The organism is Microbacterium sp. W1-4-2 (assembly GCF_058349885.2).
Map to the genome: position 1 here is coordinate 392947 of NZ_JBYRJC020000003.1, position 22852 is coordinate 415798.

Consider the following 22852-nt stretch of genomic DNA (forward strand, 5'->3'; position numbering starts at 1 on the left):
AGCATGACCGGGATCTTCGGCTGGCTCGCGCACTCGGGCGTCGTGCAGGGGGTCATCATCGGCGCCACGCTCGCGTTCCTCTCGGCCGTCGTCATCATGAACGCGGCGATCCGGACCCTCACGACGGTCGACAACGGCTGGCATGCGATCCGACGGTGCGGACGGCCCGGCAACGGCGTGCTCGTGCGGGCGGCGTGCGCCAAGGCCCTGCCGGGCGTCAACGTGTTCGAAGAGGCCGCCTACTGGACGACGATGAGGGATGCCGCGAATCGGGCGCTGCGCGGAACCCAGGACTACGTCCTGCACGTCGAGCCCCGCGGGCTGCCCCCGCACGACGCGTTCTGGTCGCTCACGGTGACCGATGTGGTCGGCTACATGATGCCGGGGGCGACCGACCGCAGCAGCATCGACGATCGCACTCCGCTCGCCCTGAACGCGGACGGATCGATCGACATCCACCTGCGGCGCACGGCCCCCGCGGAGCGCGAGCAGAACTGGCTGCCGATCCCCGCCGGCCGGTTCAAGCTCATGCTGCGCGTGTACCTGCCCGGCGCCGCCATCCTCGACGGCACGTATCGCCTCCCGCGGATCACCCGCGTGCACGAGGCGGAGGTCGCGCGATGAATCGCCTCGTCCTCACGTACGCATACCCCGTGACGGCCGTCATCCTGCTGATCTTCGCCTGGGTCGTCTACCAGCGGGCAGCGTCGGGCGGGTGGGATGCCCTGGTCCCCCTCGTGATCGCCGCGGTCGTCGTGTGGATGCTCGGCGCGCCCGCGTTCATCCTGCTCTGGCCGCGCATCACCGTCGACGGCTTCAAACGGGTGATCCTGCGGCGCGGGCTCGGCGGCGGCCCGATCCCGGTCAACACGCTCTATGCCGCGCCCACGGTCTCGTCGGGCTCGGCCCCGGTGGGGAGCCTCTTGGCCACGGGAACCGACGACGTGCTCTACGTCGCCGGGTGGCTCGACCTGCGGCAGGGCGCACAGGTGCTGCGCACGCCCGACATGTCCGGCCGCTACTACAGCGTGCAGTTCACCGATCCCGCCACGAGCGCCGACTTCGCATATGTCGGCACACGGGCAACCGGATCCGCCGCGGGCACGTTCCTCGTGACCGGCCCGGGCTGGCGGGGCACGGTCCCCGACGGCATGACCCGCATCTCCACCCCGGGCCACACTGCCCTCGTGATCGGCCGCGTGTTCGTGGCCGACGACACGGACGTCCCGGCGGCGTACGCGCTCGCGCAGCAGCTGACACTCGCTCCGCTGGGCGCGTCCGGTCGCTGAGCGCGGCCGCGCGCAGCGCGAACGAACGAGCGGCTCAGGTGCCGGCAGCGAGCTCCTTGGCGCGGGCGAGGGCCGCGTCGGTCGCGGTGGCGAACAGATCGTCGAGCCCCGCGTCCTGCAGCACGGCGATCGCTCGCTCGGTGGTGCCCTTGGGGCTCGTGACCCGGCGTCGCAGCTCGGCCGGCTCGTCATCGGACGCCTCGAGCAGCGCGCACGCGCCGATGAACGTCTGCTCCGCCATCGCGCGGGCCTGATCCAGCGCGAACCCCTTGCCGACGGCGGCCGCGGTCAGCGCCTCGATCAGCAGGAACACGTACGCCGGCCCCGATCCCGAGATCGTCGACAGCGCGTCGATCTGCGACTCGGGCACCTCGATCACCGACCCGACGGTCGAGAAGAGCTCGCGCACCACATCCCGCTGCGTCTCGGTCACGGAACTGCCTCCAGCGAGGCCCGTCACGCCCTTTGCGACCAGCGCCGGCGTGTTCGGCATCGACCGGAACACGGGCACACCCTCGCCGAGGATCTGCTCGTACGTCGCGATGGTCACACCGGCGGCCAGGCTCACCACGATCGTCCCCGGGTTCAGCACGGGCGCGATCTCCCGCAGCAGGTCGGGCACCATGTGCGGTTTCACGCCGACGATGACGATGGATGCCGCGGCCGCGGCATCCACGTTCCCCGTCGGCGACTCGTCCAGCGCGACGCTGCGCACCCCCGGCGCGGCCGCGAGCCTGGCAGCCTTCGCGCGTGTGCGGTTCGTGACGGTCAGCCCGGTGGCACGGCCGGAGCCGACCAGTCCGTGCAGGATGGCGCCGCCCATCGAGCCGGCGCCGAGGATCGCGATGGGAGGGAGCATGCCGCCATCCTACGGCCGGGGCGGCTCGTCTGAAGGGCCCGCGGTTATAGTCGGAGGGGAGCCCCGAGGAGGCCGATCCATGACCCTGTTCCACGGCATCGCCGCACGCACCGTGAAGACGCCGCGTCTGGCGGTGAACATCCTCGAGCGCACCGGCGACGATCCGAGCACACCCGAGGAGCGGACGGTCGTGTTCGTGCACGGGAACGTGTCGTCGGCCCTGTTCTGGCAGGAGATCATGGAGGATCTTCCCGGCGACATCCGTCCTATCGCCGTCGACCTGCGCGGCTTCGGCGACAGCGAGACGGCGCCGGTGGATGCGACGCGCGGCCTGCGCGACTTCGCCGACGACCTGCGCGCGACCCTGACCGCGCTCGAGCTGGGCTCGGTGCACCTGGTCGGCTGGTCGATGGGCGGCGGCGTGATCATGCAGTATGCGCTCGAGCACCCGGTGCGCAGCCTCACGCTGCAGGCCCCGGTCTCGCCGTACGGCTTCGGCGGCACCCGCCGCGACGGGTCGCGGGTCACCGACGACGACGCCGGGACGGGCGCGGGCGGGGCCAACCCCGACTTCGTCGCGCGGCTGGCGGCGGGCGACACGTCGGCGGATGCCGCGACCTCGCCGCGCAGCGTGTTCCGCTCGTCGTACGTCTCGGCCGAGTACGCCACCGCGCAGGAGGACGTCTGGGTGGCTTCGATGCTGAGCACGAAGACCGGCGACGACAACTACCCGGGCGACAGCGTCGCCAGCGCGAACTGGCCAGGCTTCGCCCCGGGCGCGCGCGGCGTGCTGAACACGATGGCGCCGAAGCACTTCGACGTGTCGGGCATCGTCGACATCGTGGTCAAGCCCCCCATCCTGTGGGTGCACGGCACCGCCGACGCGATCGTGTCGGACGCATCTTTCTTCGACCTCAACCAGCTCGGCAAGGCGGGGATCGTCCCCGGCTGGCCGGGTGAGGACGCTGCGCCCCCGCAGCCGATGGTCAGCCAGACCCGCGACGTGCTCGAGGCGTATCGCGCCGCCGGCGGCCAGGTCACCGAGCTCGAGGTCGAGGGCGCAGGGCATGCGCCGCACCTGGAGCGGCCCGGCGTCTTCCGGCGCGCGCTGCTGCAGACGATCGGCTATATCGCGCCGCGCAACGATGCGGCCCCGCCGACCGAGACGATCATCCTCAAGTCCGAGGACTGAAAGTCCGCGAGTCGGGTTTCTCTAGACTCGTCGCATGAGCTCTTCTGGCGGCGGCAAGGCGATCATCGCCGCGTTCCTCGCGAACCTGGGCATCGCCCTCGCGAAATTCGTGGCCTGGCTGTTCTCGGGCTCGGCCTCGATGCTCGCCGAGGCGATCCACTCGGTCGCCGACAGCGGCAACCAGCTGCTGCTGCTGTGGGGCGGCCGCCAGGCCAAGCGCCGGGCCGACCGCGAGCATCCGTTCGGCTACGGTCGCGAGCGCTACGTCTACGCGTTCGTGGTCGCGATCATCCTCTTCTCGGTCGGCGGTCTGTTCTCGATCTACGAGGGCATCGAGAAGCTCACCCACCCGCACGAACTGGACAACGTCTGGGTGCCGATCCTCGTGCTGGTCATCGCGATCTGCCTCGAGTCGTTCTCGCTGCGCACCGCCGTGCGCGAGTCCGAGCCGCACCGCGCACGGGGCGAGTCCTGGATCGCCTTCATCCGGCACGCCAAGGCGCCCGAGCTGCCGGTCGTGCTGCTCGAGGACGTCGCGGCCCTCACCGGTCTGCTGTTCGCCCTGCTGGGTGTGGGGCTGTCGTGGCTCACGCACAACCCGGTGTTCGATGCGATCGGCACGCTGATGATCGGCTCGCTGCTGATCCTCGTCGCGATCACGCTCGGGATCGAGACGAAGAGCCTGCTGGTGGGCGAGGGCGCGAGCAGGCGCGACGTCGACGCGATCGTCGACGCGATCGAATCGGGTCCCGAGGTCGAGAAGGTCATCCACCTGAAGACGCTCTACCTCGGACCCGACGAGCTGCTCGTGGCCGCGAAGCTGGGCTTCGGCGGCGACAGGACGCTGCGGGCCGTCGCCACCGACATCGACACCGTCGAAGCGCGGGTGCGCGGCGCGGTGCCGGCCGCTCGGGTGATCTACTTCGAGCCGGACGTGTACCGGCCGGGCGACGATTGCTCACCGCCCACCGACGCGTTCATCCTGAAGTCCGAGGACTGACAGTGGAGTTCTGCGTCTTCACCGAGCCGCAGCAGGGCTTCAGCTACGCCGAGCAGCGCGCGTTCGCGCAGGCCGCCGAGCGCCTCGGATTCGACGGATACTTCCGCAACGACCACTATCTGCGCATGGGCGCGGGCGATCCCCTGCCCGGCCCGACCGATTCCTGGACGACCCTGGCCGGCCTCGCCGTCGAGACCTCGCGCATGCGCCTGGGCACGCTCGTGTCGAGCGTGACGTACCGGCAGCCGGCGATCCTCGCGATGCAGGTCGCTCAGGTCGACGCGATGAGCGGCGGCCGCGTCGAGCTGGGGCTCGGGACCGGGTGGTTCGCCGCAGAGCACCGGGCCTACGGCATCCCGTTCCCGGCGAAGAGATTCGGGATGCTGGAGGAACAGCTCGAGATCATCACCGGGCTGTGGGCGGCCGAGGGTGCGTACTCGTTCACGGGGCGGCACTACACGCTCGCCGACGCGCCCGCGCTGCCCAAGCCCGTGCAAGAGCGGATGCCGGTGATCGTGGGCGGCGGCGGCCCGCGGCGCACGCCCGCGATCGCGGCGCGGTTCGCGACCGAGTTCAACATCGGCTTCCAGCCCGACGACGTCATCGCCGAGAAGTTCGCCGGCGCGCGGGCGGCGTGCGAGGCCGTCGATCGCGACCCCGAGACGCTGAAGCTGTCGGTCGCCCTGTCGACCCTCGTCGGCGGCAGCGAGACCGAGCTGTCGCGCCGGGCCGCGGCGATCGGCCGCGAGGGCGGGACGGCGCGCGCCGACGACATGATCGCAGGGCTCCCCGACGAGGTCGTCGAGAAGGTCGCACGCCTGCGGGCGCTCGGGGCCGAGCGAGTCTACTTCCAGCTCATGGATCTGCGCGACCTCGACCACCTCGAGCTGATCGGCGCCGAGGTCCTGCCGCGCGTGCGCGGGCTGTAGGCCTCACGCCGACCGGTCACCGTCGCTCGTCGAAGAAGGCGTGCAGCAGGGCGATCGCCGCATCCTCGCGCACTCCCCCGACGACCTCGGCGCGGTACGGCAGCCGACGGTCGCGCAGCACGTCGTACATCGAGCCGGCCGCGCCCGCCTTGTCGTCCCAGGCGCCGAACACGACCCGGCCCATCCGCGCCTGCAGGATGGCGCCGGCGCACATCAGGCAGGGCTCGAGGGTCACCACGAGCGTGCAGCCGTCGAGGTTCCAGGATCCGAGGGATGCCGCGGCCGCCCGCAGGGCGACGATCTCGGCGTGCGCGGTGGGGTCGCCGGTCTGCTCGCGCTCGTTCTGCCCTTCGGCGATCGCCCGGCCCGCGGCATCCACCACCACCGCTCCGACCGGCACGTCGCCGACCGCGCCCGCACGGGCGGCGAGCGCGAGCGCACGACCCATCGCGTCGTCGAAGTCCACGTCTCGAGCGTAGAGGGCCGGCCGGTAACCTGTATCCATGCGCGTGCACATCGCCGACCATCCCCTGATCACCCACAAGCTGACGGTGCTGCGCGACCAGCGCACGCCGTCGCCGGTGTTCCGTCAGCTCACCGAAGAGCTCGTCACCCTGCTCGCCTACGAGGCGACCCGCAGCGTGCGCGTCGCGCCGGTCGAGATCCAGACGCCCGTGACCACCACCACGGGGGTGCGGATCGACGAGCCGCGGCCGATCGTGGTGCCGATCCTGCGTGCCGGCCTCGGCATGCTCGAGGGCATGGTCAAGCTGCTGCCGACCGCCGAGGTGGGCTTTCTCGGCATGGTGCGCGATGAACAGACGCTGCAGCCGACGACGTACGCCGAGCGCCTGCCCGCCGACCTGAGCGACCGGCAGTGCTTCGTGCTCGACCCCATGCTGGCCACCGGCGGGTCGCTGGGCGCGGCCATCGACTTCCTGTTCCAGCGCGGCGCGCAGGACATCACGGCGATCTGCCTGCTGGGCACGCCCGAGGGCATCGCAAGAATCGACGAGCAGGTCGGCGATCGCGACGTGACGCTCGTGCTCGGCGCCCGTGACGAGCGCCTCAACGAGCACGGCTACATCGTGCCGGGCCTCGGCGACGCCGGCGACCGGCTGTACGGCACGGTCTGAGCGCGGCGGCCGGGCCGTCGCATCCGGCTACAGCCAGCGCTTCTTCTTGAAGATCGCGTACAGCGTGCCGGCGAAGCCGAGCATGAGCGCGACGGCGAACGGGTAGCCCCACTTCCAGTCCAGCTCGGGCATGTTCGTGAAGTTCATGCCGTACACCGTGCCCACCAGCGTCGGCGCGAAGATGATCGCCGCCCACGACGAGATCTTCTTGATCTCGTCGTTCTGGTGAAGGGATGCCTCGGTCTGCCGCCGCGCGACGAGGGCCGAGTGCACCGTGAGCGCCTTGTCGAGCACGGAGCGGAACTCGCTCACGCGCTCGACGATGCGGATGACATGGTCGAGCACGTCGCGCAGCGAGCGCTGCACCTCGACGTCGACGCGGTACTTGTCATAGCCGCGGCGCAGCCATTCCAGCATGCCCACGAGCGGCTTGACCGCGCGCTGGAAGTCGCCGACCTCGCGCGACAGGGCGTAGATGCGCCGCGCGAGAGCGTCGTCGTCGCTCTCGCCGAACAGCTGCTGCTCGATCTCGTCGATGTCGTTCTCGAGTCCGCGCACGATCGGCTCGTACTCGTCGACGACCCGGTCGAGGATCGCGTAGAGCACGGCCTCGGGGCCGCGGGCCAGCAGCGGGCTCTGCGATTCGAGCCGTCGGCGCACCCACGCCAGATCGGGTGACTCGGCGTGACGGATCGTCACGACGAAGTCGGGCCCCACGAACAGGTGCAGCTCGCCGAACTCGACCCGCTCGGTCTCGTCGACGTAGCGGGCAGGACGCAGCACGACGAACAGGGTCTCGCCGTATCGCTCGACCTTAGAGCGCTGATGGCCGCGGAACGCGTCTTCGACCGCGAGCGGATGCAGGGCGAACTCGGCCGCCAGCGAGGCGAGCTCGCCCGCGGTCGGACGGTACAGCCCGATCCAGGCGAGTCCGCCGTGGTCGGCGAGCTGCTCGTAGGTCTCGTCCAGCGATGCGGGGCTCTCGACCCGCAGGCCGTCGATGTAGATTCCGTTGTCGATGAGCATGGCGTGCTCCTTGCGTCGGCGCGCGAAAGAGGGCGCGCAGCGATCGGGGGGCTGGGGCGGGCGCCGTGACAGCACCCGACCTGGCCTCGATCATGCAGAGCCGACGCGAACGTCAGGGCACGAGGCTGCGGAAGGCACCGTCGACGGCGCAGCGACTATCATCGGCCATCGCCGTCACCCCCTTCCGCTCGGAACGTTCTCGTCCCTGTGGGCCGGCAGAGGCCCGGGCCCAACGGGACAGTCTAGCCCTGTTCGCCGCATGGCCCGTTCCCTCGACCCCCTTCAGGACGGGGAGCGCTTGCCGGTCTCCTGCTCCCAGAACTCCAGCTGCTGCGTGAGCGCCTTGGCGAGTTCGAACACCTGCTCGGGAGGGATCCGGATGCGGCTGACCACCCGCGCCGGGACGATCGCCACGCGCTCGCCCGTGTCGGAGTTCGTGTCTTCGCGGGGCGGCTGTGCGAGCGTGACGAAGTCCATCACGAACACCGTGGGCGTGTGCCACACGTTCGCGAAGTCCGCGTAGTTGCCCGCGATGATCTCGGGCGGCAGGTCGATCTCGAACTGCTGGGGCAGGTCGTCGCTCATGCGCCGAGTCTACGTGGCGGGCCCGCCCGCCGAGTGCGGATGACGCGCGGTGAGCGGTCTGCGCCGACGGGCGGCTGCGGTCAGCGGATGCCCACGAGCCGGGCGAACGCGCTCAGGCGCACGACGCCGTCGGGCGTATGCGGCAGATCGTCGAGCAGGCCCGGCGCATACACGAGATAGGCGGCGACCTTCGCGCGCGAGATCGCCACGTTGAGGCGATTCTGCAGCAGCAGGAACTCGAGGCCGCGGGGCGCGTCCTTGCCCGACGAGGCCGCGAGCGACACGATCGAGACCGCCGCCTCCTGCCCTTGGAACTTGTCGACCGTGCCGACCGGGACCGCGCCGAATCCGGCCTCGGCCAGTGCCCGTTCGACGACGACCTGCTGCGCGTTGTACGGCGTGACCACGATGATGTCGGTCTGCGCGAGCGGGCGGGCCGCGGCATCCCCCGCGTCCAACGCCGGCGACGGCGACAGCGCGCGCCCCAGCAGGTCGCGGACGATGCGCACGACTTCGGCCGCCTCTTCGTCGGATGCGGTGGCGTTGCCGTGGTGCCGCACGGCCACCGGGTGCACGCCCGGGTCGATGCCCGCGATCGACCGCTCCGCGGCGCCGGGCTGCGAGGCCAGTTCGCCCGCGTACGACAGTCGCGAGACCGGGGCGGCGACCGCCGGGTGCATGCGCCACGACCGGTCGAGGAAGAAGCCGTACTCGGGCGGGATGACGGATGCCCCGTCCATGACCCAGCCGAGCGCCGAGGCATCGACGGGCTCGGGATGGATGCCCTGGCTCACCTGCGGCAGCTGCTGCGGATCGCCCAGCAGCAGCAGGCGCTGGGCTCCCGCGGCCACCGCAACGGTGGAGGCGAGCGAGAACTGGCCGGCCTCGTCGATCACCAGCAGATCCAGTGAACGGCGTGCGACGCGGCCCGGATGGCTGAAGTCCCAGGCCGTGCCGCCGACCACGAAACCGGCGTCGGCGTGATCCTCGGTGAAGCGGGCGAGACCGTTCTTGGGAATCTCGGTGAACGACACGTCGCCGTCGTCGCCGCTCTTGCGCGCCTTGCCGACGAGTTCGGCCGGCACCCCCGCGGCCACGACCTGGTCGAGCATGTGCTCGACGACGGCGTGCGACTGCGCGACGACGCCGATCTTCCAGCCGTGCTCGCGCACGAGCCGCGCGATGACGTGCGATCCGACGAACGTCTTGCCGGTGCCGGGAGGTCCCTGCACGGCGAGATAGCTGCGGTCCAGCTCGAGCAGCGCGTCGGCGATCAACGCGATGTGGTCGCCGTCGCGGGTGGCCCCGCTGTCGAGCCCACGTGTGCGCAGCCGCGGCGGGCGACGGCGCAGGATGTCGGTCGCCGGGTCGGCCGGAAAGCCGGGCGAGGCATCGGCGACGGCATCAGCCCATTCCTCGATCGCGAGCTGCTGGTTGCCGGCGCGCGGCGGAGCGGTCGGCGCCAGTGCGATCGGCAGTTCGCTCCAGGTCTGCCCGTCGACGGCCGTCTCGGCGACGATCGCGCCGTCGTCGAGCACCTCGAGCACCTCGACCTCGCGCGCGACGTGCACCCAGCGGGGCATGGCGTCGACGGGGAACGGCGCGGGCGTCGCATACAGCGCGTAGGGGCGCGAACCCTCGCTGAGCTTCGTCCCCGGGGCGAGTTCGCCGCGCAGCCGGACAATGCGGCGGATCGAGCGGGGTCCGGGATGCCACTGCTCGGTCACCTCGCTGCGGTCGGCGTCGATCACCACGACGTCGCGCGTGGTCTCCCACACCGACACCGGTTCGCGCAGTCGCAGGAAGTGCGCGAACCAGAACGACTTGGCCTCGCGCGGGTAGTAGTCGATCGCCGCCGCGCCGAGCCGCAGGGCGTGGACGTCGGCCTCGGGCATCCCCGACGCCTCGGCGCCCTCGGCGAGCCGCCGCAGCGCGTCGGCCTGCGGCTTGGCCTCGTAGGCGACTTCGACCGTCTCGACGTCGCGCGACGGGACGAGCCCCGCCTCGCGGGCGCGGTCGACGAGCCAGTCGCGCAACCGCCGGGTCGAGACGCAGTCGTACCGGTTGTAGTCGGCGAGGTCGTCGAGCACCGCGCGGGACTCGGCATCCCGGCCCGCCTCGGCGAGCGCACGCGCCTGCACGTACTTGACGATCGAGTCGTCGCCGCGCTGCACGTCGCTGGTGCGCACCTCGTCGCCCATATAGAGGGGCTCGAGCTTCTTGATCGAGTACGACCGCGACCCGACCTTCAGGGCGCGCCGCACGATCGGATACAGGTCGACGAACACCCCCTCGCGCAGCAGCGTGTCGACCTCGGCCTCGCGCACGCCGTGCCGCGCGGCCATCGCCAGCAGGTGCGTGGGCTCGTACGGCGCGTAGTGGTAGATGTGCATGCCCGGGTGCTCGCGGCGCAGCGCGGCCACGATGTCGATGAACCGCTCGAGCGCCGCCCGCTCCTCGTCGAAGCCGTGCGCCCACAGCGCCGAGTACTCCTCGTGCAGGTCGACCCAGCCGAACAGGTAGTCGATGCCCCAGTCGCGCGCCGCGCCCTCGGTGTAGAGCGGGTCGCCCTCGAAGTCGAAGAAGATGTCGCCGCGGTCGGGCCGCGGCAGCGCTCCCAGCGCCTTCGGAAACACGACCTCGAACGTGGGGATCGCCGGGGCGGGCACCTCGAGCGTTCCGACCACCGAGGACGTCTCGACGCGCTGCGCTCCCTCGACGACGGGGACAGCCGTCACCGGCTCGGGGATGCCGGCCGGGCTCTCGAGCTGCAGCCGGGCCTGCGTACGCAGGTTCGCGAACGTCTCGGCGCTCATCCGTTCGGGAGGGGCGGATGCCGCGGCCAGCGCGTCGATCGTATCGATGCCGGCGCCGCGCAGCCGCTCGCGCTGCACCGGACGCATCCCGGCCACGAGCAGCAGGTCACGGTGCGCGACGACCTCGAGGTCGCACGTCGCGCAGCGCCCGCAGGCCACCACGCCCAACTCGCCGCGCACGTCGCCCCACGCGATCGCGGGCTCGTCGGGCACATCGAGCCGGCGGTCGGCGACGAGGGCGCGCAGTCGCTCGCGCCGCAGCCGGAAGACCGGCATCAGGTCGTCGACCCGGTGCACGCTGGTCGTGCCGTCGCCCAGCAGCAGCTCCACCCGGCCGGCCCGCGGCACGCCGAGCCGGTCGAGCTGATCCGCATATGCCGCCAGCTGCATGAGCGCGGTGACCCGTGCGTGGCGGGCCAGCTTGGAGTCCTGCACGATCCAGCTGCCGTCGTCGCCGCGCACCAGGAAGTCGGCGAACCCGACGAACTCGGGCGTGGAGAACGTGGCCTGGTAGATCACCCGGGCCGAGGGGTCGTCGAGAGCCGCACGCGTGCGGGCCACGGCATCCGCCATCTGCTCGGCGTCAGACGATCGCGTCTCGGGGATCTCGACCACGCCGTCGCCGTACTGCGCGCGATATGCCGCCAGCACCCGGCGCTCGTGCTCGGTGCCCAAGATGCCCGCGCGGGCGAGCGTCGCGTCTTCGGGGTCGTCGACCGCGGCGATGCGACCGGCCTTCGCGTCGATCGCGCGCAGCCACGCGAACTCGCACTCGGCGGCGGCCTTCAGATCGCTCGCGCTCCAGACGATGCGGGCTTCGCCCTCGATGTATCGCATGCCTCCCCTTTCGCTCCGACCCTAGCCGCGGCATCCGACATCACTGCGCGCTCGCGCGCGACCCGCCCCGAGCCGGCGAAGCCGCTCACAGAGTTCGGATGATGTGATCAAGTCCGGACGCTTTCGGTGAAATCATCCGAACCTCGCGTGATCCTCCGAAGCCTGTGAGCGCGGCGGGCGATCGGTGGCCGCACGTCGGCACGCGTCTGCCCCGCACCGACACGCGACCGCCCGGCACCTGCCAGACTGGAGCGGTGAGCGAGACCCTGCCCTTCGTCAGCGCGTACCGACACGGGTTCGCGCGCATCGCCGCGTGCACGATCCCCATCGCCCTCGCCGATCCGCAGACCAACGCCGATGCGGTCCTGGCCGCCGCCGCCGAGTGCGACGCCGACAGCACCGCGGTCGCGCTCTTCCCCGAGTTGTGCCTGACCGGCTACTCGATCGACGACCTGGTGATGCAGGATGCCGTGCTCGACGAGGTCGAGCGCCAGCTCGGGCGTCTGGCCGCCGCCTCGGCCGACCTGTTCCCGATCCTCGTGGTCGGCGCTCCCCTGCGTCATCGCAGCCGTCTCTACAACTGCGCCGTGGTGATCCACCGCGGCACGATCGTCGGTGTCGCGCCCAAGGCGCACCTGCCCACCTACCGGGAGTTCTACGAGCGGCGCTGGTACGCGCCGGGCGAGCCGTCGTCGGGCGAGCCGATCCGGATCGGCGAGCGCACGGCGCCGTTCGGCACCGACCTGCTGTTCGACGTGCGGGACGTGCCGGGCCTCGTGCTGCACGCCGAGGTGTGCGAAGACGTCTGGGTTCCCGTCCCGCCGTCGTCGCAGGCGGCCCTCGCGGGCGCCACCGTCCTGGTGAACCTCTCGGGCAGCCCCATCACGATCTCCCGCGCCGACGACCGCAAGCTGCTGTGCCGCTCGCAGTCGCTGCGGTGCCTGGCCGCGTACGCGTACGCGGCCGCGGGCCCGGGCGAATCCACGAACGACGTGTCGTGGGACGGCCAGACCATGATCTTCGAGTGCGGCGACGAGCTCGCCGAGACCGAGCGCTTCCCCGACGGACCGCGTCGCTCGGTCGCCGACGTCGACCTCGACCGCATCCGCCAGGACCGGCTGCGCCAGGGCACGTTCGACGACAACCGGCTGTGCGCCGGCACCGCCGAGCCGGTGCGCGTCGAGCTGTTCCTCGAGCCGCCCGCGACCGACATCGGGCTGCTGCGCACCGTAGACCGGTTCCCGTTCGTCCCCGACGACCCGGCCCGCCTCGCGCAGGACTGCTACGAGGCGTTCAACATCCAGGTCTCGGGTCTGATCCAGCGCATGGAGGCGATCGGGCGGCCCAAGCCCGTGCTCGGCGTGAGCGGCGGGCTCGACTCGACGCACGCCCTGCTGGTGATCGCCCGCGCGATGGACCGCATGGGGCGCCCGCGCAGCGACATCCTCACCTTCACGATGCCGGGATTCGCAACCGGCGAGCACACCAAGGGCAACGCGATCGCGCTGGCCGAAGCGATCGGCGCGACGATCGAGACGATCGACATCCGCCCCGCCGCGACCGAACTGCTCACCCGCATGGGGCACCCGTTCGCGTCGGGCGAGCCCGTGCACGACGTCACATTCGAGAACGTGCAGGCCGGCCTGCGCACCGACTACCTGTTCCGCCTGGCCAATCAGCGCGGCGGGTTCGTGGTCGGCACCGGCGACCTGTCCGAGATCGCCCTGGGCTGGTCGACCTACGGCGTCGGCGACCAGATGAGCCACTACGCGGTCAACCCCGGCGTGCCCAAGACCCTCATCCAGCATCTGATCCGGTGGGTCATCGCCACCGGGGCCGACGAGGGGTGGGTGGATGCCGCGACCGCCCGCGTGCTGCAGTCCGTGCTCGACACCGAGATCAGCCCCGAGCTCGTGCCGGCCGGCCAGGACGGCAAGATCCAGTCCACCGAGGAGCGGATCGGTCCGTACGCGCTGCACGACTTCACGCTGTTCCACGTGCTGCGCTACGGCTTGCGCCCGTCGAAGATCGCGTTCCTCGCACAGCACGCGTGGCAGGACGTGGATGCCGGGGCCTGGCCGCCGGGTTTTCCCGACGCCGACCGCTACGCGTACGACCTGCCGACGATCGTGAAGTGGCTGCGCGTGTTCCTGCAGCGCTTCTTCGGGTTCGCGCAGTTCAAGCGCACCGCGATCCCGAACGGTCCGAAGGTGTCGCCGGCCGGGTCGCTCTCGCCGCGCGGCGACTGGCGCGCCCCCTCGGACGGCAACGCCCGCGTGTGGCTGGCCGAGCTGGATGCCGCGCTGCCCGACCTGGCAGAGTGAGGCGGCTCAGACCCGCACGATCGCGGGCTCGCCGATCGCCAGCGTGACGATGAAGCCCTGGCTCGAGAGGTTCACGAGCCGGTAGGCGTCCCTGCCGTCCTGCGTCCATGCCTTCGCGAACGGCGGGTCCAGGCGCACGTGCTCGGGACGGATCTCGATGCCGCGCGGGTCGGCCTGACGCACCGCCTGCACGCGCGACCAGTGCAGCAGCAGGCTCTCGTCGCTCGCCGTCTCCCACAGGCTGTCGCCCCACAGGCGCGAGTGCGCACGGATCTCGTGCAGCAGCGCCTCGTCCGGCTGGCGGCTGCGGATGTCGAGTCCCACCAGCCGGTCCGGCTCGGTGACGGCCACGACCGACGCGATGCGGCCGCTCGCGGTGCGCACGACCACCGGCAGTTCGCGGCCGCCGATGTACGGCAGGAGCGTGGTGTTGTGTCCGAACGTCGGCACCGCCTCGCGGTCGACGTTGATGTTCTCGCGATCGACGCCGAGCCGATCGGCCAGCGCGTCCTTCGCCAGGCTTCGAATGCGCTCCGCCGGCACCGAGCCGGGCGCCCAGCCCAGTCGTGCGGTGATGCCCTTCGGCGCAGCGAGTTCCGTCGTCTCCATGGCAACCTCCCCGGGTGCGGTCCTGTCGCTTCCATCATGGCGCGTTCCTCGGGGATCGTGGGATTTGCGGCTATCAACGCGCTGTGAGTACGCGCATACCAGCCACGGGGAGCCCTTTCCACCCCCCTGCCGGCCACGGCTCGAGGATGCGAGACTGGGCGCATGGCACGACGGGCGACGATCGTCGGCAGTGGGCCGAACGGCTTGGCGGCCGCCGTCAGCCTCGCCCGCGCGGGGTACGCGGTGCGCGTGGTCGAGGCATCCGAGATCCCCGGCGGGGGCGTGCGCACGCTGCCGCTCACCGTCCCCGGCTACCGTCACGACGTGTGCTCGGCGGTGCACCCCGCAGCGCTCAGCTCGCCCTTCTTCCGCGCGTTCGGGCTGGAGCGCATCGACTGGATCGTGCCGGACGCCTCGTTCGCCCACCCGCTCGACGGCGGGCGGGCCGCGATCGCCTGGCGCGACCTGGACCGCACGGTCGCCGGGCTCGGGCGCGACGGCCGTGCGTGGCGCGCGCTGGTGCGCCCGCTGAACCGGCACCTCGACGCCGTTGCGGAGTTCACGGGCGACCAGCTGCTGCGCGTGCCCCGACACCCGATCGTGGCCGCACGATTCGCGATGAGGATGCTCGAACTCGGCACGCATGCCGGCCGGGCGGCGATGCGCACCTTCCGCACCGACGAGGCCGCCGCCCTGTTCACCGGCGTCGTCGCCCATGCGAACACCGCGCTGCCGTCGCTGGCCGCCACCGCCTCGGCGCTCTACCTGCTCGCGCACGCGCACTCCACCGGGTGGGCCTACCCGCGCGGCGGGTCCGATGCCATCGCGAAGGCGCTGCTGGCCGACCTGCACGCCCATGGCGGCACGGTCGACGCCGCACACCGAGTGGCCGACCTGTCGACGCTGGACTGGGGCGATCCGACGCGCGGCGACCTGCTGCTGCTCGACACGGCGCCCCGGCTCGCGCTGACCCTGCCGGACGTGCCGGCGCGCTACGTGCGCGCCCTGCGCCGCTACCGGTACGGGGCGGCGGCTGCGAAGCTCGACCTCGCGCTGGACGGGCCGGTGCCGTGGGCGAATCCGGATGTCGGAGCCGCCCCCACCGTGCACCTGGGCGGAACGCGCGCCGAGATCGAGGCCGGCGAGAACGCGGTCGCGGCGGGCCGGGTGACCGGCCGGCCGTACGTCCTCGTCGTGCAGCCCGGGGTGCTCGACGACACGCGCGCCCCGACCGGCGCGCAGACGCTGTGGGCGTACATCCACGTTCCTGCGGGGTCCGAGCTCGATCCGACCGCGCTCGTGATCGACCAGCTCGAGCGATTCGCTCCGGGGGTGCGCGACCGCATCGTCGCATCGCACGCGATGACCGCCGCCGATCGGCACGCGTTCAACCCCGCCGACATCGGCGGCGACATCCTGGGCGGCGCGTTCACGATGGCCCAGGCGTTCCGCCGCCCGGTCGTCTCGACCGCGCCCTGGCGCACGCCCATGCCGGGCGTGTACCTTGCCTCGGCCGCCACGCCCCCCGGTCCCGGCGTGCACGGCCTGCCCGGCTGGCACGCCGCGCAGCAGGCCCTGCACGACGCCGGGACCCCCGTCGAACTGCACGATCTGTTCGGGTGATCGCGTGGACGGGTTCGCCGCGGTCGACTTCGGGTTCGCGCGAGAGGTGCTGCAGCGAGGCATCGGCGCCCTGTACGTGGTCGCGTTCGTCTCGACCTTCAACCAGTTCCCGGCGCTGCTGGGCGAGCACGGGCTGCTGCCCGTGCCGCGGCTGCTGGCGTGGGTGCGGTCGTCGAAGCGCGCGTCCCGGATGCTGCGGCCGACCGTGTTCCGCTGGGTGCGCTACACCGACCGGCGCCTGCGCGCGCTGTGCATCGGGGGCATGGTCGTCGGCGCCGCGCTCGTGCTCGGCATCCCGCAGCTGGGTCCGCCGTGGGTGCCGACGCTGTGCTTCCTGGCCCTGTGGCTTGGATACATGTCGATCGCCTCGGTCGGGCAGACGTTCTACGGCTTCGGGTGGGAGATGCTGCTGCTCGAAGCGGGGTTCCTCGCGGCGTTCCTCGGGTCGGACCGGCAGCCGCCGCCCACAGCGGTGATCGTGCTGTTCTGGTGGCTGGTGTTCCGACTCGAGTTCGGCGCCGGCATGATCAAGATCCGAGGCGGCAGCGAGTGGCGCGACCTCACGGCGCTGACCTTCCACCACGAGACGCAGCCGATGCCGGGACCTCTCAGCCGCCAGGCGCACCTCCTGCCCCGCTGGTTCCACAAGGGCGAGGTGCTCGGCAACCACTTCGCGCAGCTGATCGTCCCGTGGTTCCTGTTCGCGCCGATCGTGGGGCTCTGGGTCGCGGGTCCCGTGCCCGCGATCGTCGGCGCGGTCGCGGCATCCATCGTGATCGCCACGCAGCTGTGGCTCGTGGCCACCGGCAACTTCGCCTGGCTGAACTGGGCGACCGTCGTCCTGGCCTTCGCGGGGTACGGCATCCCGACCGGCCCCCGGGGCGCAAGCGGCGTGCCGGTGTACTGGATCGTCATCACCGCGGCGGTGTTCGTGCTGTACGTCGTGCTCAGCTGGTGGCCGGCGCGCAACCTGGTCGCGCACCGGCAGCTGATGAACGCGAGCTTCAACCACTGGCAGCTGGCCAACGCGTACGGCGCGTTCGGCACCGTCACCCGGGTGCGCACGGAGTACGTCATCGAGGGCTCGCCGGATGACGATCGGGATGCCGCGACCTGGGCGGAGTACGTGTTCAAGGGCAAGCCCGGTCCCGTGGCCCGCGTGCCCGCGCAGTTCGCGCCGTATCATCTGCGGCTGGATTGGCTGATGTGGTTCCTGCCGCTGGGGCGGACCTTGGACGACTGGTTCCGGGTGCTGCTGATTCGGCTGCTCGAGGCGGATGCTCCGACCCTGCGGCTGCTGGCGGCGGACCCGTTCGCCGGCGAGCGACCGCGCTGGGTGCGCGTCGTGGCGTACCGTTACCGGTTCGCCACCCGGGCCGAGCGCCGCGCCGGCGCGGGCGTGTGGGTGCGCGACCGGCGTCGCATGCTCGTGGAGCCGGTGTCGCTGGCCGCGCTGACGTGAGGCGCGGAGGCGGGCGGGGCCGTGCGATGCGGCGCGTGCGCAGTCCGGGCGATTAGGATCACTGGATGCTCTCTCCGCATCCCGAACTCGAACCACTGGTGCCGCCGGTCGAGCCCGCGCGGCCCCGTGTGCTCGCCGCCCTCGGGCTGCTGGCCGCGATCCTGGGGCTCGTGGCCGCGTGCGGCGGATTCGTCCCCGCGCTCGGGGTCCCCGCGGTGATCGTCGGCGGCGTGCTGCTCGCGATCGGCCTCGTGCTCTCGATCGTCGCGCTGGCCAGCCGTCGTCAGGGCGGCACCGGACTGGGCGTGGCAGGCGTCGTCGTCGCGCTGCTCGGCGGCGGCGTGGTCGTAGCCGCCCTCACGGTCGCGATGCTGTGGACGGGACTGACCAGCGAGGCGCCGGCGGCAACGGCCGCGACGCCCGACACGCCGATCACCGCCACCACGCCGACCGAGGATCCACAGGTGAAGGAACAGGCTGCGCAGGCGACCGCGGAGAAGAAGTTCCTGGGCGAGGCCCGCCCGCAGATCCGCGACATCGTGAAACGGATCCGGCCGGGCGCGACCGACGCGCAGATCGACGGCGCGTACAGCGACGACATCCTGCTGCTGATCGGCTACAGCGTGCTGGACGCCTATCGGTCCGGCGGCGACGCCGCCGTGGAGGAGCAGGTCCATTCGCTGATGAGCATGCGTCCCGGCGTGTTCACCAAGGAGCAGGCCGACCAGCTCGTCGCGGTCGTGCTCAAGGCCGCCGAAGACCATCTGACCCCCTGACCGCCCGCAGGATCTCTCAGTTCGCTCCTGATCATCGCCGGCATCCTGCTCGCGGCGGGACTCGCGCGTCGGACCCGGCCGGCGACGGCACCGCTGAAGTTCATGCGCGAGGTGCTCGCCTCGGCGCAGCAGCATCTGGCCGGGTAGCCGCTACGCCGGGTCGAGCACCTCTTGGCGGATGCTGCTGGGACCGTGCGCGCCGGCCTCGACCACCAACTGAGCCGGCAGCTGCTCCTTCATCGCCTCGACGTGGCTGATCACCCCGACGGTGCGCCCGCCCTGGCGCAGCTCGTCGAGCGTACGCATCGCGAGCTCCAGTGTCTCGGGGTCGAGCGAGCCGAAGCCTTCGTCGATGAACAGGGTATCGAGACGGATGCCGCCGGCACGGTCGGTGACCACCTGGGCGAGCCCGAGCGCCAGTGCGAGTGAGGCCAGGAACGTCTCGCCGCCCGACAGCGACTGCGCCGGCCGCGCCTGGCCGGTGAAGGCGTCCACGACCTCGAGTCCGAGCCCGCTCGCCGCGTTGCGCGCCGCCAGGGCATCGGTGTGCCGCAGGCGATAGCGGCCCGACGACATGTCTTCGAGCCGCAGGTTCGCCGCGGCGACGATCTGCTCGAGCTCGGCGGCGAGCACGAACGTCTCGAGGTCCATCTTGCGCTCGTTGCGGCCGGCGACCGCGTTCGCGACGCCCGCGATCAGCCGGCGCCGCGCCTCGAGCTCGGCGATGGCCTCGATCGCTCGCGCCGCGCGGTCCGCGACGTCGTCCAGCGACGCGAGCGCATGCGATGCGGCCGAGGCCGCCTCGGTCGCCGCGTCGGCCTCCTCGCGCGCGTCGGCCAGTGCCGCCGCGCTCTCGGCGAGGTCGGGCAGCGGGTCGGGTGCGCCGGCGAGTTCGATCTCGAGGTCCATGAGGCGCGCGCGCTGCACCTCGACGGCCTTGCCGTGCTCGGTGACCGTCTCATCGAGCTCATGCTGGGTCGCCTGGTCGCGCAGTGCCGCGAAGGCCGCATCCGCGTCGGCGAAGTCGGATGCCGCGACGCGCGCGTCACGATCCTCCACGGAGGCTCGCGCCGTCGACCGGGCTGCGACTGCGGCCCCGATCGCGTCGCGCAGAACAGACGCCGCCCGGCGACGCCGCTCGCCGTCGACGATGCGGGCGGCGACGCTGTCGAACTCGCCGCGGGCGGCCGAGACGGCGGCCTGGGCGGTCGTGACCCGCTCGGTCAGCGTCGTCACCTGCGCCCGCCGGTCGTCGCGGCGTGCCCGCAGGCCTGTGAGCTCGATCTCGGTCTGCACCGCAGTCGCATCGAGTGCCGCCCTCTCAGCAAGGAGCACCTCGCGGGTCTGAACGGCCTGCTGCGCCGCCTCGAGCCGTCGCGTGGCCGCGTCGGCCGCGGCGCCGGCGGTCTCGGCGTCCAGTCCGGCCGCACGGCCGGCGGCATCGGCGAGCGCCGCCCGGGCGGCCGACACCGTCTCGGCCGCGCGCCGCGCTCGCTCCTGCGCTGCGGTCCTGTCTGCCTCTGCCCGCTCGAGCTCGTCGTCGGTGACGGGCTCGGGCGCACGCGGCGCCGGCTGTGGGTGCGCGGTCGACCCGCACACCGGGCACGGCTCGTCGTCGACCAGCTCGGCGGCGAGTTCGCCGGCACGCTCTTCGACACGTCGGCGCAGCAGCGCACGAGCCGCGGCGTCGGCCACGGCCGCCGCGTCGTCGGCGGCCAACTGCGCTTTCTCGGCGCCGTGCGCCCCAGCCTCGCGCACCGGCACCTCACGCGCGGCGGCGAGCCGGGCCTGCGCGTCGTCCACCGCCCGGCGCGCGTCGTCGAGCGTCGCGGCGGCGTCGCCCTGCTCGCGCTGCGCCGCATCCAGCTCGGCACGGCGGGCCGGCAGGGCGGCGCGCTGCTCGTCCAGCTCGCCGATCCGCACACCGACGGCTGAGACATCCTTCTCGGCGTCCGCGAGGTCGGCGCGCAGCTGCACGAGACTCTGCTCGTGCGCGTGCGCGGTCTGCCACACCGCGATCGAACCGGTCAGGTCGTCGACCACGGCGGCGAGGGCATCGGCGTCCGCCTCGGGATCGGCGGCGCCGGCGAGCCGGGCCCACTCGGCGCGCGCCTCGTCTTCGGCCACGCCCAGGCGTTCTGCGGCCTGTTCATCGCGGGCGGCCGCTTCGAGCACGGCGCGCAGCGCGTCGGCCTTGCGGGCGGCGTCCAGCGCACGCCGCGCGGCGGTGATCTCGTCGGTGCGCGACTCGAGCTCGGCCAGCGCCTCGCGCGCCGATCGGCGGGCGGCGACGCGCTCGTGCGTGCGACGCAGCGCCTCGTGCGCGGCCGCGGACCGGTCGCGCGCCTCGACGGCTGCCACGCGCGCGGTCTCGAGCGTCTCGACCCGGTACCGCCCCCGATCACGGGCGCGATCGAGCCGGGCAGAGCGGTCCGAGACCGACGGCTCGGCGGCCGGCTCGTCCTGCGGCCCGGCGCCGCCCCCGGCCGGGTGGCCTTCAGCGACGCCCCACCCGCCGAAGCCCTGCGCCTCGACGATGGCCTCGGCGCCCTCGAGGATGGCCTCGACGGCGCGCCGGCGGTCGCCCACTGCGCTCTCGGCCTCTTTGCGGCGGGCGTCGAATGCCGCTTCGTAGTCCTGATACCGGCGAGAGCCGAACAGGGTGCGCAGCAGCGCCTGGCGGTCGTCGTTGCGGGCGAGCAGGAACTGGGCGAAGCGGTTCTGCGCGAGCAGGATGACCTGCTGGAACTGCTCGCGGTTCAGCCCGAGGATCTCGTCGAGCACCTCGGCGGCCTCGCGCGGCTTGGCCGCCCGGGCGACCCAGTCCCCCTCGACGAGCTCTTCGACGAGGGCGCGATGGTCCTCTTTCGTCGTCCCGGTGCCGTTCTTCTTGGGGCGCTCGTACTCGGGCGACCGGGTGACCCGCCACCGGCGGTCGGCGACGGTGAACTCCAGTCGCACCTCGGTGCGGTCCTCGGGTCGGCAGTGATCGCTGCGCAGGCCCCGCGCACCGCCGTCGTAGCGCGGCGCGCCGCCGTACAGGGCGAAGCCGACGCCGTCGAGGATGCTGGACTTGCCGGCCCCCGTGCGGCCTGCGATGAGGAAGATGCCGTCGTCGTCGAACGCGTCGAAGTCGACCGTCTGCCGCTGCAGGAACGGTCCGAACCCCTCGATCTCGAGGCGATGCAGCTTCATGCCGTCACCTCGGCGATGACCCGCTCGTCGAGCACATCGCGCACGAGCTCGGTCTCGTCGTCGGTGACGCCTTCGCCGTTTCGCACATGCGCGAGGAAGGCGTCGACGAGCTCGGCGTCGGACCGGGTCGCCGCCACGCGGGCCGCGAACGACCGCGTCTCGGCGGGCGCCGTCGCCGCCGGGGTGTGCCGCACCTCGGCGCAGTGCGCGAACCGCGCCTGCAGCCGTCGCATCGGATCGACCTGCGCGGCCGTGTCGGTGTAGCGCGCGCTCACCCACGCGTCTTCGGCGTCGGCGAAGCGGTCGTCGGCGAGCAGGTCATCGAGCGTGCCGGTGATGATCTTCAATGCCCGCGGAACGGGCAGCGGCACCCATTCGACGCCGCCGAGTCCCGTGGCATCAAGCTCGACCAGCCAGGCACCGCGCGGCTTGTCGCGCTCGCCGAAGCTGTAGTGCAGCGGCGCCCCCGCATACCGGACGCGGTCGCTGAGCGTGCTGCGCCCGTGGATGTGGCCGAGCGCGACGTAGTCGGGGCCGTCGAACGTCGACAGCGGCACGACGTCGAGCCCGCCCTGCTGGATGTCGCGCTCGAGGTGCGGCGTCGCCTCGACCCCCGCGGCGAAGCAATGCGCCGCGACGACCGACCGTCCGCCGCGCACGGCGGCGTCGGTGCGCACGACGTCCATCGCGCGTGCCAGCGCCTGCGCCTGCGAGCGCACGCCGGGCCACTGGCGCCGCACGAGCGCCGGCTCGAGGTAGGGGATGCCGTAGAAGTGGACGGGTCCGTGCTCGTCGTCGATCGTGACCGGGCGATCGAGCGCGGCGGGGTCGGTGAGCACGTGGATGCCGTCGCGCAGAAGTCGCGCCTGGAACCCGAGCCGTGCCGCCGAGTCGTGGTTGCCGCTCGTGACGATCACCCGCGCCCCCGTGTCGCGCAGCGCGACGAGGGTGTCGGTGAGCAGCGTGTAGCAGTCCCCCGCCGGCGCCGCGGCGTCGAACACGTCGCCGGCGACCACCACGACATCGACGCCGCGCCGCTGCACCTCGGCCACCAGCGCATCGAGCACGCCGCGCAGCGCGACCAGGGTCGCACTGCCGTGGAACGTGCGGCCGATGTGCCAGTCCGAGGTGTGCAGTATCCGCATGTGATCCACGGTACGAGCAGCCCCCGACATCACCGGGGCGCCGGGCCGT

Annotated in this window: 18 protein-coding genes; 10 read left to right on the plus strand and 8 right to left on the minus strand. The window is 72.2% G+C overall.

The features are described 5' to 3' along the window. Positions 1-3: 3 nt before the first annotated feature. Both AC3RX0_RS14530 and AC3RX0_RS14535 read left to right on the plus strand, forming a co-directional pair. Complete coding sequence (locus tag AC3RX0_RS14530) at positions 4-624, plus strand: DUF1214 domain-containing protein (protein WP_491506703.1); 621 nt, start codon at positions 4-6, stop codon at positions 622-624. Positions 625-653: 29 nt separating this feature from the next. Beyond that, on the plus strand, positions 654-1289 hold the full coding sequence (locus AC3RX0_RS14535) for a DUF1254 domain-containing protein (protein WP_491506704.1): 636 nt from the start codon (positions 654-656) through the stop codon (positions 1287-1289). Between the two features lie 34 nt (positions 1290-1323). Here AC3RX0_RS14535 and proC read toward each other — a convergent pair whose 3' ends face one another. Beyond that, positions 1324-2148, minus strand: a complete 825-nt coding sequence (gene proC / locus AC3RX0_RS14540; RefSeq protein ID WP_491506705.1) for a pyrroline-5-carboxylate reductase — start codon at positions 2146-2148, stop codon at positions 1324-1326. Between the two features lie 79 nt (positions 2149-2227). Here proC and AC3RX0_RS14545 point away from each other — a divergent pair, with 79 nt between their 5' ends. The 3 genes from AC3RX0_RS14545 to AC3RX0_RS14555 are packed head-to-tail and all read left to right on the plus strand — an operon-like array spanning position 2228 to position 5269. Continuing rightward, entirely contained in the window at positions 2228-3340 is a 1113-nt protein-coding gene (locus AC3RX0_RS14545) for an alpha/beta hydrolase (RefSeq protein WP_491506706.1), read from the plus strand. A gap of 34 nt (positions 3341-3374) precedes the next feature. Continuing rightward, entirely contained in the window at positions 3375-4340 is a 966-nt protein-coding gene (locus tag AC3RX0_RS14550; RefSeq protein ID WP_491506707.1) for a cation diffusion facilitator family transporter, read from the plus strand. Positions 4341-4342: 2 nt separating this feature from the next. Beyond that, entirely contained in the window at positions 4343-5269 is a 927-nt protein-coding gene (locus AC3RX0_RS14555; protein ID WP_491506708.1) for an LLM class F420-dependent oxidoreductase, read from the plus strand. A gap of 16 nt (positions 5270-5285) precedes the next feature. Here the strand turns inward: AC3RX0_RS14555 and AC3RX0_RS14560 are convergent, their stop codons facing one another. Then, positions 5286-5717, minus strand: a complete 432-nt coding sequence (locus tag AC3RX0_RS14560; protein ID WP_491506872.1) for a nucleoside deaminase — start codon at positions 5715-5717, stop codon at positions 5286-5288. 55 nt (positions 5718-5772) lie between these two features. On the opposite strand from AC3RX0_RS14560, the gene upp reads away from it, so the two are divergent. After that, positions 5773-6405, plus strand: a complete 633-nt coding sequence (upp, locus tag AC3RX0_RS14565; RefSeq protein WP_491506709.1) for a uracil phosphoribosyltransferase — start codon at positions 5773-5775, stop codon at positions 6403-6405. Between the two features lie 27 nt (positions 6406-6432). On the opposite strand, the gene AC3RX0_RS14570 is transcribed toward upp, so the two are convergent. The 3 genes from AC3RX0_RS14570 to AC3RX0_RS14580 all read right to left on the minus strand — a co-directional run bounded on the left by AC3RX0_RS14570 (position 6433) and on the right by AC3RX0_RS14580 (position 11669). Then, complete coding sequence (locus AC3RX0_RS14570) at positions 6433-7431, minus strand: magnesium and cobalt transport protein CorA (RefSeq protein WP_491506710.1); 999 nt, start codon at positions 7429-7431, stop codon at positions 6433-6435. A 282-nt stretch (positions 7432-7713) separates the two neighbouring features. Continuing rightward, positions 7714-8016 carry a DUF3467 domain-containing protein gene (locus tag AC3RX0_RS14575; protein ID WP_491506711.1) on the minus strand — a complete coding sequence of 101 codons (303 nt, stop codon included), beginning with the start codon at positions 8014-8016 and terminating at the stop codon, positions 7714-7716. Between the two features lie 80 nt (positions 8017-8096). Further along, a complete protein-coding gene (locus tag AC3RX0_RS14580; protein WP_491506712.1) occupies positions 8097-11669 on the minus strand; it encodes a TM0106 family RecB-like putative nuclease in 3573 nt (1190 codons plus the stop codon). A gap of 254 nt (positions 11670-11923) precedes the next feature. Here AC3RX0_RS14580 and AC3RX0_RS14585 point away from each other — a divergent pair, with 254 nt between their 5' ends. Then, positions 11924-13993 (plus strand): NAD(+) synthase, encoded by a 2070-nt coding sequence (locus AC3RX0_RS14585; RefSeq protein WP_491506713.1) that lies wholly within the window; start codon positions 11924-11926, stop codon positions 13991-13993. Between the two features lie 6 nt (positions 13994-13999). Here AC3RX0_RS14585 and AC3RX0_RS14590 read toward each other — a convergent pair whose 3' ends face one another. After that, positions 14000-14602 carry a hypothetical protein gene (locus tag AC3RX0_RS14590; RefSeq protein WP_491506714.1) on the minus strand — a complete coding sequence of 201 codons (603 nt, stop codon included), beginning with the start codon at positions 14600-14602 and terminating at the stop codon, positions 14000-14002. A 162-nt stretch (positions 14603-14764) separates the two neighbouring features. Between AC3RX0_RS14590 and AC3RX0_RS14595 the strand changes: the two genes are divergently transcribed. The 3 genes from AC3RX0_RS14595 (at position 14765) to AC3RX0_RS14605 (ending at position 18463) form a co-directional block, all read left to right on the plus strand. Continuing rightward, entirely contained in the window at positions 14765-16225 is a 1461-nt protein-coding gene (locus AC3RX0_RS14595) for a phytoene desaturase family protein (protein WP_491506715.1), read from the plus strand. A 4-nt stretch (positions 16226-16229) separates the two neighbouring features. Further along, positions 16230-17687, plus strand: a complete 1458-nt coding sequence (locus tag AC3RX0_RS14600) for a lipase maturation factor family protein (protein WP_491506716.1) — start codon at positions 16230-16232, stop codon at positions 17685-17687. A gap of 65 nt (positions 17688-17752) precedes the next feature. Further along, on the plus strand, positions 17753-18463 hold the full coding sequence (locus AC3RX0_RS14605; RefSeq protein ID WP_491506717.1) for a hypothetical protein: 711 nt from the start codon (positions 17753-17755) through the stop codon (positions 18461-18463). Positions 18464-18613: 150 nt separating this feature from the next. Here the strand turns inward: AC3RX0_RS14605 and AC3RX0_RS14610 are convergent, their stop codons facing one another. Continuing rightward, positions 18614-21658, minus strand: coding sequence for an AAA family ATPase (locus tag AC3RX0_RS14610; RefSeq protein ID WP_491506718.1), 3045 nt, complete (start codon positions 21656-21658; stop codon positions 18614-18616). Then, positions 21655-22803 (minus strand): exonuclease SbcCD subunit D, encoded by a 1149-nt coding sequence (locus tag AC3RX0_RS14615; RefSeq protein WP_491506719.1) that lies wholly within the window; start codon positions 22801-22803, stop codon positions 21655-21657. The genes AC3RX0_RS14610 and AC3RX0_RS14615 overlap by 4 nt, the downstream gene beginning before the upstream one ends. Positions 22804-22852: the final 49 nt, after the last annotated feature.